The sequence below is a fragment of the Methyloversatilis discipulorum genome (assembly GCF_000527135.1).
Classification (GTDB): domain Bacteria; phylum Pseudomonadota; class Gammaproteobacteria; order Burkholderiales; family Rhodocyclaceae; genus Methyloversatilis; species Methyloversatilis discipulorum.
The window spans coordinates 2,859,606-2,876,743 of record NZ_AZUP01000001.1 but is presented as its reverse complement, the minus strand read 5'-3'; the positions used below and the strand labels follow the sequence as shown (position 1 = coordinate 2,876,743).

Annotated in this window: 9 protein-coding genes and 1 tRNA gene; 7 read left to right on the top strand and 3 right to left on the bottom strand. The window is 66.8% G+C overall.

The features are described 5' to 3' along the window. Positions 1–234: 234 nt before the first annotated feature. Genes METFAM1_RS20400 through METFAM1_RS0113350 form a run of 3 tightly spaced genes read left to right on the top strand, consistent with a single transcriptional unit; the run spans position 235 to position 8,233 of the window. Positions 235–5,871, top strand: coding sequence for a PAS domain-containing protein (locus METFAM1_RS20400; protein ID WP_024300696.1), 5,637 nt, complete (start codon positions 235–237; stop codon positions 5,869–5,871). Next, entirely contained in the window at positions 5,868–7,067 is a 1,200-nt protein-coding gene (locus METFAM1_RS0113355) for an EAL domain-containing response regulator (RefSeq protein WP_019915830.1), read from the top strand. The genes METFAM1_RS20400 and METFAM1_RS0113355 overlap by 4 nt, the downstream gene beginning before the upstream one ends. Next, positions 7,064–8,233, top strand: coding sequence for a response regulator (locus METFAM1_RS0113350; RefSeq protein ID WP_019915828.1), 1,170 nt, complete (start codon positions 7,064–7,066; stop codon positions 8,231–8,233). Before METFAM1_RS0113355 ends, METFAM1_RS0113350 begins: the two co-directional genes overlap by 4 nt. A gap of 199 nt (positions 8,234–8,432) precedes the next feature. On the opposite strand, the gene METFAM1_RS0113340 is transcribed toward METFAM1_RS0113350, so the two are convergent. Then, a tRNA-Arg gene (locus tag METFAM1_RS0113340) sits at positions 8,433–8,509 on the bottom strand. 159 nt (positions 8,510–8,668) lie between these two features. On the opposite strand from METFAM1_RS0113340, the gene METFAM1_RS0113335 reads away from it, so the two are divergent. Then, positions 8,669–9,265 (top strand): c-type cytochrome, encoded by a 597-nt coding sequence (locus METFAM1_RS0113335; protein WP_019915826.1) that lies wholly within the window; start codon positions 8,669–8,671, stop codon positions 9,263–9,265. Between the two features lie 465 nt (positions 9,266–9,730). Here the strand turns inward: METFAM1_RS0113335 and METFAM1_RS0113330 are convergent, their stop codons facing one another. Continuing rightward, positions 9,731–11,740, bottom strand: coding sequence for a UvrD-helicase domain-containing protein (locus tag METFAM1_RS0113330; RefSeq protein ID WP_019915824.1), 2,010 nt, complete (start codon positions 11,738–11,740; stop codon positions 9,731–9,733). 124 nt (positions 11,741–11,864) lie between these two features. Between METFAM1_RS0113330 and METFAM1_RS0113325 the strand changes: the two genes are divergently transcribed. Further along, positions 11,865–14,192: a Tex family protein gene (locus tag METFAM1_RS0113325; protein ID WP_019915823.1), complete on the top strand. Its 2,328-nt coding sequence runs from the start codon at positions 11,865–11,867 to the stop codon at positions 14,190–14,192. 489 nt (positions 14,193–14,681) lie between these two features. Here the strand turns inward: METFAM1_RS0113325 and METFAM1_RS0113320 are convergent, their stop codons facing one another. After that, positions 14,682–15,362 (bottom strand): DUF4197 domain-containing protein, encoded by a 681-nt coding sequence (locus tag METFAM1_RS0113320; RefSeq protein ID WP_024300695.1) that lies wholly within the window; start codon positions 15,360–15,362, stop codon positions 14,682–14,684. A 26-nt stretch (positions 15,363–15,388) separates the two neighbouring features. On the opposite strand from METFAM1_RS0113320, the gene METFAM1_RS0113315 reads away from it, so the two are divergent. Both METFAM1_RS0113315 and METFAM1_RS0113310 read left to right on the top strand, forming a co-directional pair. After that, positions 15,389–15,901: a TlpA disulfide reductase family protein gene (locus METFAM1_RS0113315; RefSeq protein ID WP_232419759.1), complete on the top strand. Its 513-nt coding sequence runs from the start codon at positions 15,389–15,391 to the stop codon at positions 15,899–15,901. Positions 15,902–15,909: 8 nt separating this feature from the next. Beyond that, positions 15,910–17,136, top strand: a complete 1,227-nt coding sequence (locus METFAM1_RS0113310) for an efflux RND transporter periplasmic adaptor subunit (protein WP_019915820.1) — start codon at positions 15,910–15,912, stop codon at positions 17,134–17,136. Positions 17,137–17,138 lie beyond the last annotated feature (2 nt).

Sequence of the window (17,138 nt, the reverse complement as noted above, 5' to 3'; positions counted from 1 at the left end):
AGACCGACTTGCCCTCGCCTTGGCGAGGGGCGGTGGACACAGTCGCTGACAAAGTTCCGACCGCGACGGCCGTAAATCGCGTCAGGCCGGTGAGCGCCTGCACCCTCGATGAATCGCAAATGCGTTCGGTTCGCCCTGTTCATGATGGCCCGGCCGTCTTAGCGTAGTGTCCGTATTAAGCAGGGCCCCCTCCGCCCACTTCGTGGCCGTAGCACGCATTCGCCTTACTGACCGATGAAAGCAGCCCCTCCCGCCAACGAGTCGGCGCGTATCCGTGCTCTGTGCGAACTCGATATCCTCGACTCGCCGCCGGAGGCGGCGTTCGACAACATCACACGCCTGGCCGCCGAGCTGTGCGGGACGCCGGTCGCCCTCGTGTCGCTGGTTGACGGTACGCGCCAGTGGTTCAAGTCGCGCGTCGGCATCGAGGTTACGCATACGTCGCGCGACATCGCGTTCTGCGCCCATGCCCTGCACGCCCCCGATCTGCTGGAGGTCACTGACGCGACGCTCGATCCGCGCTTCGCCGACAATCCGCTGGTCACCGGCGAGCCGGGCATCCGTTTCTACGCAGGTGCTCCGCTGCTCACGCCCGATGGTGAGGTGCTGGGTACGCTGTGCGTGATCGACTGGATGCCTCGCCGCCTCGATGACCGTCAGCGGCGTGCGCTGCGCACGCTGGCTGACCAAGTGATGACGCAGATGCGGCTGCGCCGCCAGCTGGACGTGCAGGCCCGGACCGAAGCCGCACTGAAGGCGCTGGAGGAGCGCTGGCAGTTCGCCCTCGAAGCCAGCGACGAGGGTGTGTGGGACTGGAATCTGCTGACCGACGAGGTGTACTTCTCCGACCGCTGGTGCACCATGCTCGGCCACGCGCCGGAGGACATTCCACACACGCTGCAGGCCTGGTCGTCGCGCGTGCACCCGGATGATCTCGAACCGACGCTGCACTGCGTAGGCGAGCACCTGGCGGACCGCACTCCTTTCTACGAAGCCGTGTTCCGGATGCGGGCAAGCGACGGCAGCGATCGCTGGATACTCGATCGCGGCAAGGTAATGGTGCGCGATGCCGAGGGCAAGCCGCTGCGCATGGTCGGCACACATACCGACATCACCGTCCAGAAGTGTGCGCAGCGTCAGGCGGAGCGCATGCGCGTTCAGCTCGATGAGGCGCAGGCGATCGCCTCCATGGGCAGCTGGGATTTCGACTTGGCGAGTGGCCGCCTGACCTGGACGCAACAGACCTGCCGGCTGTTTGGCATCGCACCCGAGGCGTTTGCCGGGACAATGGATGCCTTCCTCGAGATGGTGTTGCCCGAAGACCGTGCACGCGTGGCCGGCGCGAACACGGATGCGACGCCCGAAGCGCCGGTGATCGAGAACACCTATCGCATCCGCCGCCCCGATGGCGAAATCCGCTGGATGTACGAGCGCGGCAAGGTGCTCTTCGACGTCGAAGGTCGCCCCGAGCGCCGGCTTGGCATGGTGATGGACATCACCGAGCGGGAGCGTGCGCGCGAGGCGATCGCGGCGACCGAAGCACGCTTTCGCAAGGTGTTCGAGGACGCCGCGACCGGCATCGCGATCACCACACTGGAGGGCCGCTTCATCGCCACCAACGCGGCGTACCGGCGCATGCTGGGGTACAGCGAGGAGGAACTGCAGGCGCGCACCTTGTTGTCGATCACGCACGCCGACGACCTGGCACGCAATCGTGCGCTGATGGACGAGGTTCATGGCGGCGTGCGTGACAGCTTCGTCATCGAGAAGCGCTGCATCGCCGCCGATGGCCGTATCGTCTGGGTGCGCATGAGCGTGTCCATGCAGCGCGACGCGGACGGTACCGCGCACAGCATCATTGGTGTCGCAGAAGACATCACACAGCAGCGCGAAGCCGAGGCGCGGCTGCGGCAGAGCCAGGCCCTGCTGGCGATGGCCTCGCGCGTCAGCCGGATGGGTGCGTGGACGATAGACGTACCGGGCCTTGCGATGATCTGGTCGGACGAGGCGCGCGACCTGTTCGGGCTGCAGTCGTCGCAGATGCCGGTGGCGGCCGAGGGGCTGAAGCTCTACGTCCCCGAGCACCAGCCGCGGATCCGCGAGGTGTTCGAGCGCTGCATGCAGACCGGCGTGCCGTTCGACGTCGAGCTGCAGGCGGCCGGCCGCGACGGGCAGGTGCTCTGGGTGCGCACGATAGGTGAGGCAGTGCGCAACGAGCGCGGCGAGATCGTGCGTGTGCAGGGCGCCTTCCAGGACATTTCGGAACGCAAGCGGGCGGACGAAGCGCTGCAGGAAAGTCGGCGCGAAATGCTGACTCTGATGAGCAACCTGACCGGCATGGTCTATCGCTGCCGACCCGATGCCGGCTGGACAATGGAATTCGTCAGCGATGGTGCCCATGCGCTGACCGGTTATGCGCCGGCCGAACTGGTCGGCATCGAGCACAGGCGTTACGTTGAACTGATACACCCGGCCGACCGCCTGCGGGTCCAACAGGACGTGTCGCGCGCGCTGGACGAGCGCCGGGCGTTCGAACTGACCTACCGCATCTTTGCCGCCGATGGCGGCGAACGCTGGGTGTGGGAACGCGGGCAGGGGATACGCGATACCGACGGCCAGGTGCGGAGCATCGAGGGCGTCATTTTCGACGTGTCGCAGCGGCACAAGGACGAGGAGCAGTTGCGCCTGCTCGAAATGTGCATCGCGCGCATGGGTGACATTGTCATGATCACCGGCACCGATGGGATAGGCACGCCGGACGGGCCGCGCATCCACTTCGTGAACGAGGCCTTCGAACGCATCACCGGTTTCACGCGCGAAGAGGCGCTCGGCATGACGCCGCGCATGCTGCAGGGGCCGGCCACCCAGCCCGAGGTGCGCAGCCGTCTGCGCGATGCGTTGGCGCAATGGCAGCCGGCACGCGAGCAGGTGATCAACTACCGCAAGAACGGCGAGATGATCTGGCTCGAGCTGGACATTGTGCCGATCACCGACGAACACGGCTTCTATACGCACTGGCTGGCGATCGAGCGCGACATCACCGAGCGCAAGATGACCGAACAGGCGGTGCGCGACAGCGAGGAGCGCTTCCGTCGGCTGTCGCGCGCGACCAACGATGCCATCTGGGACTGGGATCTCCGCTACGACACGCTGTGGTGGAACGACGGTTTCGAGAAGCTGTTCGGCTACGACCTTCTGACGATCGAGAAGGCCATCTCGTCGTGGACTTCGCGCATTCACCCGGATGACCTCGATCGGGTAACCGAAGGTATTCATCGTGTGATCGACGACGGCGGTGAGCGGTGGTCGGACAGCTACCGTTTCCGCCGCCTCGACGGCAGCTACGCCTACGTCGTCGATCGCGGCTACGTCATCCGCGACCCGGACGGTCATCCGACGCGCATGCTGGGAGGCATGACGGACATCAGCGAACGCAAGCGCGTCGAGGACGAGCTTCGCACCGTCGCCACGCGCCTGAGCCATTACCTGAGCGTGAGCCCGGGCGTTACCTATGCGCTGGCGGTCGAAGGCGAACGGGTAGAGCCGGAGTGGGTGAGCGACAACATCGAGTGGCTGTTCGGCTACTCGGTCGAACAGACACGCACGCCGGACTGGTGGCGCGGGAATGTGCACCCGGACGATCGCGAAGCAGCGATTGCCCACACGCGAGAGGTGTTGCGCACCGGGCACGTCGTGCACGAGTACCGCTTCCGCGGCGCTGACGGGCGCTGGATCTGGATTAACGATCACATGAGGGTGGAGCGCGACGCCGACGGCGAACCGATGCGCATCGTCGGTGCGTGGACGGACGTGACGAGCCGGCATGAGGCGGAGAACGAGGTGCTCCGCTACAAGGATCACCTGGAGGAGCTGGTGGTCGCTCGGACCGCCGAACTGCGCGTCGCCCAGCAGCAGGCGGAGGAGGCAAGCAGGGCAAAGAGCGCCTTCCTCGCCAACATGAGCCACGAGATCCGCACACCGATGAATGGTGTGCTGGGCATGCTGGAGGTGATGGCGCATAGCCCGCTCACGGCACAGCAGGCCGACATGATCCGCACCGCACGCGAGTCCGGCCAGACCTTGCTGGGGCTGATCGACGACATCCTCGATTTCTCGAAGATCGAGGCTGGGCGGCTGGAGATTTTGTCCGAGCCGCTGTCGGTGGTCGATCTCGCCGAGGGGGTGTGCGATGCCTTGCTACCGCTGGCCGAACGCTCCGGAGTCGAGCTCCGCGTGATCGTCTCGCCCGAGGTGCCTGAGTGTGTGCTCGGTGATGCGGTGCGCCTGCGCCAGGTGCTGTACAACCTGGTCGGCAATGCGATCAAGTTCTCGGCGGGCCGAAGTGCGCCGCAGGGGCAGGTCGCATTGCGGGTGACGCGGGCCGAGGCGTCGCCGCTTCGGCTGGCGTTCACCGTGGTCGACAACGGCATCGGTATGACGCCGGAAACGTTGCAGCAGCTGTTTCGTCCGTTCAACCAGGGCGAGAATTCGGCCTCGCGCCGCTACGGCGGGACCGGTTTGGGACTGACCATCTGTCGGCGACTGATCGAGCTGATGGGCGGCGACATCCAGGTGGTCAGCGCACCCGGTCGGGGCTCGACCTTCGTTGCCTGTCTTCCTTTCCTGCTGCCGCCGGAGATGCCGGCGCCGAACTATCCAGACCTGCGCGGCACGCACTGCATCGTTGTCGACCGGGTGCTGAACGACCCCGGCTTCGCCGACTACCTGCTGCATGCAGGAGCCCGGGTGGACGATGTGGCCGACGAATCCGAAGCCGTGCTCCGGGCACGCGACGGCGGCCTGGACGTGGTGGTCGTCCGGGCGGTCGAGCGAGCGACCCTTCCGCTGGACGTCGGCGATGGTACGAAGACGAAGGTGCGTCAGCTCCTGATCACCCGCGGTCGTCGCCGTCGTGCGCGCATTGCGGACGCCGACAAGGTGAGTCTCGACTACTCGGCGCTGCGCAGGCGCTCGCTGCTGCAGGCGGTGGCGATAGCCACCGGCCGGGAGTCGCCCGAGGTGCTGCACGAGCAGCAGGCCAGCGGCGTGCCCGACGCACCTGCGGCGCCGACGGTCGAGCAGGCGCGTGCCAGTGGCGAGCTCATCCTGGTGGCCGAGGACGATGCGACCAGCCGCAAGGTCATCTTGCAGCAGCTGGCATTGCTCGGGCGAACGGCCGAGATCGCGCAGAACGGCGCCGAGGCGCTGGCGATGTGGCGGCGTTCGCGCTACGCGATGCTGTTGACCGATCTGCACATGCCCGAGATGGATGGTTATGCCCTCGTGCGTGCGATCCGTGCCGAAGAGGCGGCGGCCGGGCGAGATGCGCAAGGAGGGCGCATACCCATCATTGCGCTGACCGCGAACGCATTGCGTGGAGAACACGAGCGTGCACGGGCGGTGGGCTTTGACAACTATCTGACCAAACCGCTCAAGCTCGAACAGTTGCGTGTGGCGATCGAACAGGTCATTGTGGGCACCGAGCCGGAATCGGATCAACCGGTCGACTTGCCGGTGTTCGACGTGGATGCGATGCGCGCCATCATCGGCGACGACGACGAGTCGATCCGCGACCTGCTCGCCTTCTATCTCGATACGACCTTGCCGCAGTGGGGCGAGCTTCGTCAGGCCTGCGAAGTGGGAGATTGCGCGCGGGCTGCACATGTTGCGCACAAGCTGAAATCGTCCGCCCGCTCGGTCGGTGCGCTTGAGCTGGCCGAGTGCTGCGGTACGTTTGAGCGGGCAGCGAGGAGCGGGCGCATCGCTTACCTCAAGCAGGGCGTGAAGCGACTGGATTCGATCCAGGCTCGCGCCGAAGAGGCAATACGCAATCACCTCGACGACACACTTTCGGGGAGGCCGCAGGCATGAGGGTGCTGATCGTCGACGATGACCGCTTCACGCTGCGATTGCTGACGCGCCAGCTGACCCAGCTGGGGGTTGATGGGGTGCTTGCCTGTGAGAGCGCGAGCGCCGCGCTGACGCTGATAGACGGGCAGATCGACAGTGTGGATGTGCTGTTCTGCGACCTCAACATGCCGGGCATGGATGGTGTCGAGTTCCTGCGCCACCTCTCCCGGCACGGCTATCGCGGTGGTCTGGTCCTGATCAGCGGCGAGGACGTGCGTGTGCTCGATTCGGTCCGTCGCCTGGCGAGCGCACGTCAGCTACAGGTCTTGGGCACGCTGCGCAAGCCGGTGGCGCTGGAATCGATCCGCGCGCTGCTGCAGCCGGCGGCGGCCGGTGCCGCTCGGGCCGAGCCCGAGTTTCGCAAGCGCTATGAGGCGGCCGAACTGCGTCAGGGCGTGCGGCAGGGACAGCTCGTCAATCACTACCAGCCGAAGGTCGCCTTTTCCGATGCACGGGTGGTGGGCGTGGAGACGCTGGTGCGGTGGGCGCATGCGCAGGATGGGCTGGTGTTTCCTGACCAGTTCATCGCGGCGGCCGAGAGCGGCGGCGTTATCGAGGAGCTGACCGATGCCGTGCTGCACGTTGCGCTGCGCGACACGCGCTCGTGGAATGAGAGCGGGCTCGATCTGCGCTGCGCGATCAATGTGTCGATGGACAATCTGGTCGCGTTGGACTTCCCCGACCGGGTGGCCGGTGCCGCCGCGCGCGCCGGCGTGCCGATCGCGCAACTGGTGCTGGAAGTGACCGAGAGCCAGTTGATGCACGACACGCTGTCCTTGCTCGACATCGTGTCGCGGCTGCGCCTGAAGCGCATCGGGCTGTCGATCGACGATTTCGGCACCGGCTTTTCGTCGCTGGCGCAACTGCGGGACATTCCGTTCGACGAACTCAAGCTCGACCGTAGCTTCGTGCGTGGCGCCGGCGAGAACGCGGAGCTGCTCGCCATTCTGCGCGCGAATCTGGGCATGGCCCGCCAGCTCGGCCTTCGCAGTGTGGCGGAAGGCGTCGAGACGGCGGGCGACTGGGCTTGTCTGCGCGATCTTGGCTGCGACGTCGCGCAGGGCTATTTCATCGCACGACCGATGCCCGCCGATCGCCTGCCGGAATGGATGGCCGAATGGGAGGCTCGACGAACGCACCTGGTGAACAGATCTTGAACAAGGAAGACGTCCGCATTCTGGTGGCGAGCGATATCGTCAGCGACGCCGAACTGGTGCGCAGGCTGCTGCGCGACGAGTTCGAGAAGATATTCCTGTCGACCGATCCGGACCGCAGCATCGAGGACTTCGAGCGGATCAAGCCCGACGTGCTGCTGCTCGCGTTCAACTCGTTGGAGAAAGCCGAGCGCTATTACCTCGGCCTCTATCGCCTGAGCACGGTGGTGCAGGCGATTCCTCACCGCACTGTCATCCTCTGTGACAAGGACGACCTGAAGCGGGTCTACGAACTGTGCAAGCGCGAGTACTTCGACGACTACATCCTGTTCTGGCCGCTGACCCACGACACGCCGCGGCTGCCGATGTCGGTCTTCCACGCGCTGCGCCAGATCGAGTTCGAGCGTTCGCTGCCGATCAGCCAGAGCGAGCTTGCCGAGCACATGCGGCGCATCGCGGAACTGGAAACGACGCTCGAACGTTACATGTCGCGCGGACAGGACCAGATGAGTCAGGTCAGGCGCTCGCTCGACGAGGCGGGCGACCGCATCGGCGCCGCGCTGGCGCGATTCCCGAAAACGCTGGCCGACAGATCGGTCATCCAGGCGGGCGACATCCCGAAGGTCGCGCACGAGGTCGATCAACTGCGCAGCGAAGGCATCGACCCGCAGTTGCGCAGCGCTACCGAAACGATGGGGCAGGCGGTGGATTGGGTGACCGAGTACAGGCAGGCGCTGTCGCCGCAACTGGAGTCGGCGCAGGTCCTGTCCGAGGTCATCGGTCAGCTTCGCCCGGTCGTCCTGATCGTCGATGACGACGAGTTCCAGCGCAAGCTGATCGGCGACTGGCTGGTCAGGAACGACATGCAGGCGCTATTCGCCGCTTCCGGACCGGAGGCGCTGGGTATGGTGCACAGACATCATCCGGATCTCATTCTGATGGATATCGAACTGCCCGGTCTGAGCGGCATAGAGGCCATGCGCCACCTCAAGTCCGTCGAGCAACTCGCGGGCATTCCGATTCTCGTCATGACCGGGCACAGCGAGCGCGGCATTGTGATCCAGTCGAAAGAGGCCGGTGCGCTTGACTTCATCGTCAAACCGGTCGATCAGGCACGCCTGCTGGCCAAGGTGCGTCGCTGCCTCGATCCCGCCGCCGAAGCGTCGTAGCGCAGGTGTGAAGAAGGGTGATGGTCTCCGCTGGCAGCGTATCGCGGCGGTTCTCGGTAGGTGACCTGTGCGTTTCGGGCGGCCGCGGCGCGACGGGCGAGAGGGCGGTATCCGTCGGTCCGGCGCAAACGGCGCCCGGGCAGCCGGCCGGCCCAAAACAAAAGGGCCGGATCGAGGTGATCCAGCCCTTTCGGAGAATTGGCGCGCCCGGCGCGATTCGAACGCACGACCCCTGCCTTCGGAGGGCAGTACTCTATCCAGCTGAGCTACGGGCGCATTGCGGGCGGTGAAACAGCCCGCAGGCGGCGAAGGATAGCCGCTTTGGGCCCGCGCGTCCATGCGGGCCGTGCGTTTGGGGCGCAGGCGGCGCCGGCTGCCGCTATAATGGCGCGTTCTGTTTTTCCAACCCTATCCAGGTCATCAGAGGAAGGCACCATGTCGGACGCGCACGAAGAGCACGAAACTCTCATCAAGACGCCGCAACAGCTGATCGCGGTGGTCGTACTGTCATTTGTGGTGTTTGTCGGTCTGGGCGTGCTGGTGGCCCAGTACGTGTCGTCCGGCTATAAGGGCGCCAGCAATCCTGATCCGGAAGTGGTGTCGCGTGCGATCCAGCCGGTTGCGCAACTCGCGCTGGGCGAACCGGAAGCCAAGGGCCCGAAGACGGGCGAGCAGATCTACAAGGGTGCCTGTGCCGCCTGTCACGACGCCGGCATGGCCGGCGCGCCGAAGCTGGGCGACAGCGGCGCCTGGGCCAGCCGCATTGCCACCGGCCTCGACGCGCTGGTGAAATCGGCGATCAACGGCAAGGGCGCAATGCCGGCCAAGGGCGGCAACGCCTCGCTGAGCGATGAAGAGATCACGCGCGCGGTCGCCTACATGGGCAACAAGGCGGGTGCGAACTTCGCCGAGCCGAAGGCGGCCGATGCAGCCGATGCCGCTGCTGAGCCGGCTGCCGATGCCGCCGCTGCTCCGGCTGCGCCGGTCGAAGCCGCCGCCATCGCAGCGCCGGCTTACGAAGAGAAGAAGTAAGCGCAGCGCTGCTGCAATGAAAAAGCCCGCCGATCGGCGGGCTTTTTTTCGTCCGTGGCGGACGATATGAGCGGATAGCGGTGCGCCAGGCCCACGACCGGAGCCCTGTGGGGAGGGCGCCTCCGACCACGGCAGCGGCCCGTATCGAAGCCTGAGAATGGCAGCGGCCGTGTCGCGGTCAGGAGACCGCTCCCACAGGGGGGGCGCCGGATCCACAGCCCGGGCGTGGGCCGGGCTTCTGTGGGAGGGGGCCTCCGACCACGGCAGCGGCCCGTATCGAAGCCTGAGAGTGGCAGCGGCCATGTCGCGGTCAGAAGACCGCTCCCACAGGGGTGGTGCGCTCGATCTACGGCCTTAGCCTGCGCGCGGGTTCTGTGGGAGGGGTCTTCTGACCCCGACAGCGGCCTGGATCGGAGCCGGCTGTCTGCAGCGGCCGCGTCGCGCGCGAGATGAGCGCGACGCCGCTCAGCCGCCCGCCGGGCCCTTGCCGGCCAGCAGTGCCTTCATCGCCTCCAGCCGCGCGACGTTGGTGGCGCGGTCTTCGGCGGTCGGGGCGGCACCGTCCTTTTTCGGCCGCTGCACGTCCTCGCCCATTTCGGAAATGAAGCGCGACGGCTCGCAGTCGCGCGATTCGCGGCCGCTCTTGCGGCGCTCGCAATGGCTCAGCGTGAGCGTGCGCTGCGCGCGCGTGATGCCGACATACATCAGCCGCCGCTCTTCCTCGATCTTGCCGCCGTCGATGGATTCGCGGTGCGGCAGGATGCCTTCCTCCAGGCCGATCAGGAACACGTGCTTGTACTCCAGGCCTTTCGACGCGTGCAGCGTCGACAGCTGCACCGCGTCGCGTTCCTCGCCGTCGTCGCGCTTGTCCAGCATGGTGATCAGCGCAACGGTCTGTGTCAGTTCCAGCAGCGTCTTGCCGTCTTCCTCGCCCTTGCGGCCCATCCAGTCGACGAACTCGCGCACATTGTTCCAGCGCGCTTCCGCCTCTTTCGGCTCGAACTGTTCGAACAGCCAGGTTTCGTAGCCGATGCCGCGCAGCAAATCCTCCAGCAGCAGGCGCGGTGCCTCGGTGCGGGCGCGCCATTCGAGCCGGTTGATGAAGTCGCCGAATTCGCGCAGCGGTGTCAGTGCGCGTGCAGGCAGCGCGTGCTCGGCGCCGGTTTCGAACATCGCGGCGAACAGCCCGATGTGGCGCTCGCCGGCGTAGCGGCCGAGCGCTTCCAGGCTCATGCCGCCGATGCCGCGCTTGGGCGTCGTCACCGCGCGGATGAAGGCCGGGTCATCGTCGCCGTTGGCGATTAGCCGCAGATAGGCCATCACGTCCTTGATTTCGGCGCGATCGAAGAAGCTCTGGCCGCCACTGATGACATAGGGAATCTTCTGCTCGCGCAGCGCCGTTTCGATCACCCGTGCCTGGTGATTGCCGCGGTAGAGCACTGCGTAGTCGCTGAACTTTCCGCGGTGTTCGAACTTGTGCGAGGCGATGCGCATGGCCACGCTCTCCGCCTCGTGCTCGGCATCGCGCGCGACGAACAGCGTGATCGGGTCGCCGCGCCCCATGTCGGACCACAACTTCTTGTCGAACAGCTTTTCGTTGCGCGCGATCAGCGTGTTGGCGGCCGACAGGATGCGCTGCATCGAACGGTAGTTCTGTTCGAGCTTGATCACCTTCAGCTTCGGGTAATCGGTCTGCAGATTGCGCAGGTTCTCGACGTCGGCGCCGCGCCAGGCGTAGATGGCCTGATCGTCGTCGCCGACCGCGGTGAAGGCGCCGCGATGGCCGGCCAGCAGTTTGACGATCTGGTACTGGCAGCTGTTGGTGTCCTGGTACTCGTCGATCAGCAGGTAGCGCAGCCGGCGCTGCCAGCGTTCGAGCAGTTCTTCGTCGCTGGCGAGCAGGCGCGCCGGGATGCCGATCAGGTCGTCGAAATCGACCGCCTGGTAGGCGCGCAGCGTGCGTTCGTACTCTTCATAGACGCGGGCGGCCAGCGCCTCCATCTCGTCCGCGGCGTGCGAGGCGGCGGCCGACGGCGGCAGCATTGCGTTCTTCCAGCCCGATATGCGCGACACCAGCGCGCGCAGCCGCGACTTTTCGGTTTCCTTCGAAATGTCGGACACGATGGCCGTCGCATCCGACGAATCGAGTATCGAGAAGGCGGGCTTGAGCCCCGCCGCCTTCGCTTCGGTGCGCAGCATCTTCACGCCCAGCGCGTGGAAGGTCGAAATGTTGAGCTGCTTGCCGGCGCGCCCTTCGAGCAGGTGCGAGGCGCGCTCCTGCATTTCCTTGGCCGCCTTGTTGGTGAAGGTGATGGCGGCGATGTTGCGCGGGTCGAAGCCGCACTCCTGCACCAGATAGGCGATCTTGCGCGTGATCACGCGCGTCTTGCCCGAGCCGGCACCGGCCAGCACCAGCAGTGGGCCGTCGAGATATTTCACCGCCTCGCGCTGAGGCGCGTTCATGTCGGACAGCATGTGGATCGCGGCATCGCGCGGACGGCGATGCCCAAGAAAGGTCAGGCCGCATTTTACCGGCTTGCGGCCGCCGCCTCGCGTGGGTATGGTTCGCGCCTCCCGTTGTCCATCCTGCCCGCTTCAAATGCTCCCACCGATCGAACAGCGGCTCGCCGCAGAACTGGGCGCACGCCCGCAACAGATCAACGCCGCCGTCGCCCTGCTGGACGAAGGCGCGACCGTGCCCTTCATTTCGCGCTACCGCAAGGAAGCCACCGGCGGCCTCGACGACACGCAACTGCGCCTGCTGGAGGAACGGCTCGGCTACCTGCGCGAGCTGGAAGAGCGCCGCGTCGCGGTGATCGCCAGCATCGACGAACAGGGCAAGCTCACGCCAGCGCTGCGCGCCGAGATCGAGAACGCCGACAGCAAGCAGCGGCTGGAAGATCTGTATCTGCCCTACAAGCAGAAGCGTCGCACCAAGGCGCAGATCGCGCGCGAAGCGGGCATCGAGCCGCTGGCCGACGCGCTGCTGGCCGACCCGACACTGACGCCGGAAGCCGAAGCCGCGAAGTTCCTGAACGCCGAAGCCGGCTTCGCCGACGCCAAGGCGGTGCTCGACGGCGCGCGGCAGATCCTGATGGAACGCTTCGCCGAGAGCGCGGAGCTCGTCGGCGCGCTGCGCGACTACGTGACCGAGCATGGCGTGGTCGTCGCCACGGTGGCGGACGGCAAGGACAACGACGCCGAAGCGGCCAAGTTCCGCGACTACTTCGCCTACCGCGAAAAGCTGGCCGACATTCCGTCGCACCGTGCGCTGGCGCTGTTCCGCGGTCGCAACGAAGAGGCGCTGCGGGTGAAGCTGGCGCTCGATACCGACCCGGAAGACGGCAGCCGCTCGCCCGAGCCCAACCCCTGCGAACGCCGTGTCATGACGCATGCCGGCATCCGCGACCAGGGCCGTGCCGCCGATCGCTGGCTGGTCGACACCGCGCGCTGGACCTGGAGCGTCAAGCTGTCGGTGCACATCGAGCTCGACCTGATGGGTGAGCTGCGCAGCCGTGCCGAACTGGAAGCGATCCGCGTGTTCGCCAAGAACCTGAAGGACCTGCTGCTGGCCGCACCGGCCGGCCCGCGCGTCACCATGGGCCTGGACCCCGGCATCCGCACCGGCGTGAAGGTGGCGGTGGTGGACGCCACCGGCAAGCTGGTCGATACCGCCACCATCTACCCGCACGAGCCCCGCCGCGACTGGGACGGGTCACTGCATGTGCTATCCGCACTCGCGCAGAAGCACGGCGTGCAGCTGATCGCCATCGGCAACGGCACGGCCAGCCGCGAAACCGACAAGCTGGCGGCTGACCTCATCAGGCTGAAGCCGGAACTGGCGATGACCAAGATCGTCGTGTCGGAAGCGGGGGCGTCGGTGTATTCGGCGTCGGAACTGGCGGCGAAGGAATTCCCGGGCCTGGATGTGAGCCTGCGCGGGGCGGTGTCCATCGCCCGCCGGCTGCAGGACCCGCTGGCCGAACTGGTGAAGATTGACCCCAAGGCCATCGGCGTCGGTCAGTACCAGCACGACGTCAGTCAGACCAAGCTCGCGCGCTCGCTCGACGCGGTGGTCGAGGACTGCGTCAATGCCGTGGGCGTCGACGTGAACACCGCGTCCGCCCCGCTGCTGGCGCGCATTTCCGGCCTGAACTCGACGCTGGCGCAGAACATCGTCGCCCATCGCGACGCGCACGGCGCTTTCCCCTCGCGCAAGGCCCTGCTGTCGGTGCCGCGCCTGGGCGACAAGACCTTCGAACAGTGCGCCGGCTTCCTGCGCATCATGAATGGCGACAATCCGCTGGATGCTTCGGCGGTGCATCCGGAAGCCTATCCGGTGGTCGAGCGGATACTGGCCGATGTGCAGAAGAGGGCGCGCGAGCTGATCGGCGACGCCGCCACGGTGAAGAAGCTGTCGGCGCAGAAATACACCGACGAGCGCTTCGGCCTGCCCACCGTGCAGGACATCCTGCGCGAACTGGAAAAGCCGGGCCGCGACCCGCGGCCGGAGTTCAAGACGGCCAGCTTCCGCGACGGCGTAGAGGACATGAAGGACCTCGAACTGGGCATGCAGCTCGAAGGTGTGGTGACCAACGTGACCAACTTCGGCGCCTTCGTCGACATCGGCGTGCACCAGGACGGGCTGGTCCACGTGTCGGCCATCGCCAACCGCTACGTGAAGGACCCGGCCGAAGTGGTGAAGGCGGGCGACATCGTCAAGGTGAAGGTGGTCGAGGTCGACCTGGCGCGCAAGCGCATCGCGCTGACCATGCGGCTGGGTGACGAGGTGGTGAAGAAGCCGGCCGGCGGAAGCCGCGACAACCGCGGCGCCCGCCCCGACTCGCGGGCGATGGCAAAGGCCAAGGAAGCACCGGCCGCCAACAACGCGCTGGCCGCAGCATTCGCGAAGGCCGCGAAACGCTGAAGACGTCGCCGGCGCGTCGTCCGAGAGTGCAGTCTCGATCGAAGCCGGCGGACTGCGGCGGCCGTGTCGCGGTCAGAAGACCGCTCCCACAGGGGCGGTGCGCCCGATCCACGACCTGAGCTCGTGCCGGGGTTCTGTGGGAGGGGTCTTCTGACCCCGACAGCGGCGGGGGATCGAAGCCAGTGGTCTGCGACGGCCGCGTCGCGGCCAAGGCCGCTCCCACAGGAACGGCGCCTGTCGCTCATCAGGGCAAGCGTTCTGTGGGAGGGGTCTTCTGACCCCGACAGCAGCGGGGATCGAAGCCAGTGGTCTGCAACAGCCGCGTCGCGGCCAGGGCCGCCCCCTCTCGGCAGATGCGCCCGATCCGCCATCGGGGTGGGGTTTCGTGGGAGCGAGCTTGCTCGCGATAGCAGCGTCGAGCGAAGCCGGCGTTGGGCGAATGCCGCATCGCGACCAGAGGTCGCTCCCACGGGTCCGCCCGGACCGTGCCTAGCGCAGCGCGCCGAACACCTTCTTCGCCAGGCTGCCGGCGGCGCCGACCGGGTTCTTGCGGATCGCCTTCTCTTCCTCGGCCACCATCGTGAACAGGCCGTCGAGCGCCTTCTCCGTCACGTAGTTGTCGAGGTCGGCGTCTTCCTTGCTGATCACGCCGTACTTCGCGCCCTTGGACGCGAACTTCTCGTAGGTCTTGGCCAGCCCTACCTTGTCCATCGCCTTCTGCACGATGGGCTTGAAGCGTTCCCTCAACTGGGCCGAGGTCTTGCCCTTGAAATACTCGGTGCCGGAGGTGTCGCCACCGGTCAGTATCTTCTTCGCGTCGTCGACGCTCATGTCCTTGACCGCGCCGACCAGCAGTTCCTTCGCTTCCGGTACCGCCGCCTCGGCGGCGCGGTTCATCGCGGTGATCAGTTCGTCCGCCTGCTTCTTCATGCCGAAGGTGCGCATCAGCTTCTCCGCCTGGCGCAGGCCGTCGGGCATCGGAATCTTCACCTTGGCGTTCTTCAGGAAACCGTCCTGCTTGCCCAGCAGATCGACCGCCTTCGATGCGCCCTGGGTCAGCGCCTCCTTCAGGCCACCTCCGGCGTCCTTGTCCGACAGGTCGGACAGTGACAGTGCCCAGACCTGGGTGCACATGACAAGACACGCCACAAAACCGACAATCGCACGCATGGTCGAAGCCCTCTGTGTTTGAACGAATGAAGATTATGGATCGCAAATGGGTATCACCGTTAGTGTTGCTGGCGCTGATTGCAGTGGTGTGGCTGCTGCGCGGCACCGGTCATCCGGAGCAGGTGCCGGCGCTGCAGGTCGCGCTGCTGGACGGCGGCCGCATCGACTTCGGACACGCCGACGGGAAGGTGCGCCTGGTGAACTTCTGGTCGACGTCCTGTGGCCCCTGCATCCGCGGCATGCCGGGCCTGGCCGATACGCACCGCCGGCACGCGGCGCGCGGTTTCGAGGTGGTGGCGGTTGCCATGTCCTACGACGCGCCGAGCCATGTGCAGGATTTCGCGCAGCGCGAAAAGCTGCCGTTTCGCGTAGGCTTCGACCCGGTCGGCGAGCTGGACCGCGGTTTCGGCGGCATCCGGGCGACGCCGACCAGCTTCCTGGTCGACCGCGATGGCCGCATCGTCAAACGCATCATCGGTAACCCGGATCACAGACAGCTCGACGCGCTGATCGACACACTGCTCCCGCCCGCTTCCTGACCCCTTCAATGAAAACCCGTCACCTGATCGCACTGCTGCTGGCCGCAGCGGTGCTCGTCGCATGGCTGTTCTGGCCACGCGGCATCGCCGTCGATGTCGTCAAGGTCGAGCGCTCGCCGCTCACCCAGAGCGTGGTCGCCACCGGCCGCATCGCCACGCCGTCGCGCATCGAACTGGGCACGCAGATCACTGCCATCATCGACGAGGTGACCGTGCGCGAGGGCGCGGCGGTCAAGGCGGGTGACCTGCTGGTGCGACTGCGCGCGACCGACGCCGACGCGGCAGTCGAACAGGCGCGCTCGCAGATCGCCGAAGCGCAGGCGCGTTTCACCCAGCTCGATGCGGTCGGCCTGCCGGTGGCCGAACAGGCGGTGAAGCAGGCCGAAGCCAATCTGCGCGTGGCCGAGGCCGAGTATCAGCGTGCACAGGCGCTGGTGGCGCAGCAGTTCTTCTCGCCGTCGAAACTCGACGAGGCGGCGCGCCAGCTCGATACGGCGCGCGCCCAGCTGCGCACCGCGCAGGCCCAGCGCGACGCCAACACGCCGCGCGGTGCCGAACGCATCAGCGCACAGGCGCGGCTGGCGCAGGCGCACGCCGCGCTCGAATCGGCACAGGCGCGACGCGACCTGCTGACGCTGCGCGCGCCGGTCGATGCGCTGGTGATTGCGCGCGACGCCGAGCCGGGCGACGTCGCCCAGGCCGGCCGCGCGCTGCTGACGCTGGCCGAGAATGGCGAAACGCGCATCTACGCGACGCTGGACGAGAAGAACCTGCGCTATCTGCGGCTCGACGCCCGCGCGCAGGCGGTGGCGGACGCTTTCCCCGGTCAGCCCTTCGACGCCGTCGTCTATTACCTGTCGCCCGCCATCGACGCCCAGCGCGGTACGGTCGAGGTGAGGCTGCGCGTGCCCGAACCGCCGGCCTTTCTGCGGCCCGACATGACGGTGTCGGTCGAGGTGGTGATCGGGCGCAAGGATCAGGCGATGTCGCTGCCGCTGGAGGCGGTGCGCGAGGTCGACAGCGCCGCGCCCTGGGTGCTGCTGGCGCGCGACGGCGTGGCGGCGAAGGTGCCGGTGAAGGTCGGCCTGCGTGGCGTTGGCCGCGTCGAGATCACCGACGGGCTGAGCGAGGGCGACGTCGCCATCATGCCGGCCGGCGGCGCGCTCGACGGCGACCGCATCCGCATCAAGCCGGCGCGCGGCGCGCCGGGCCCGACGCCCAATCTCGGTCGTTGACG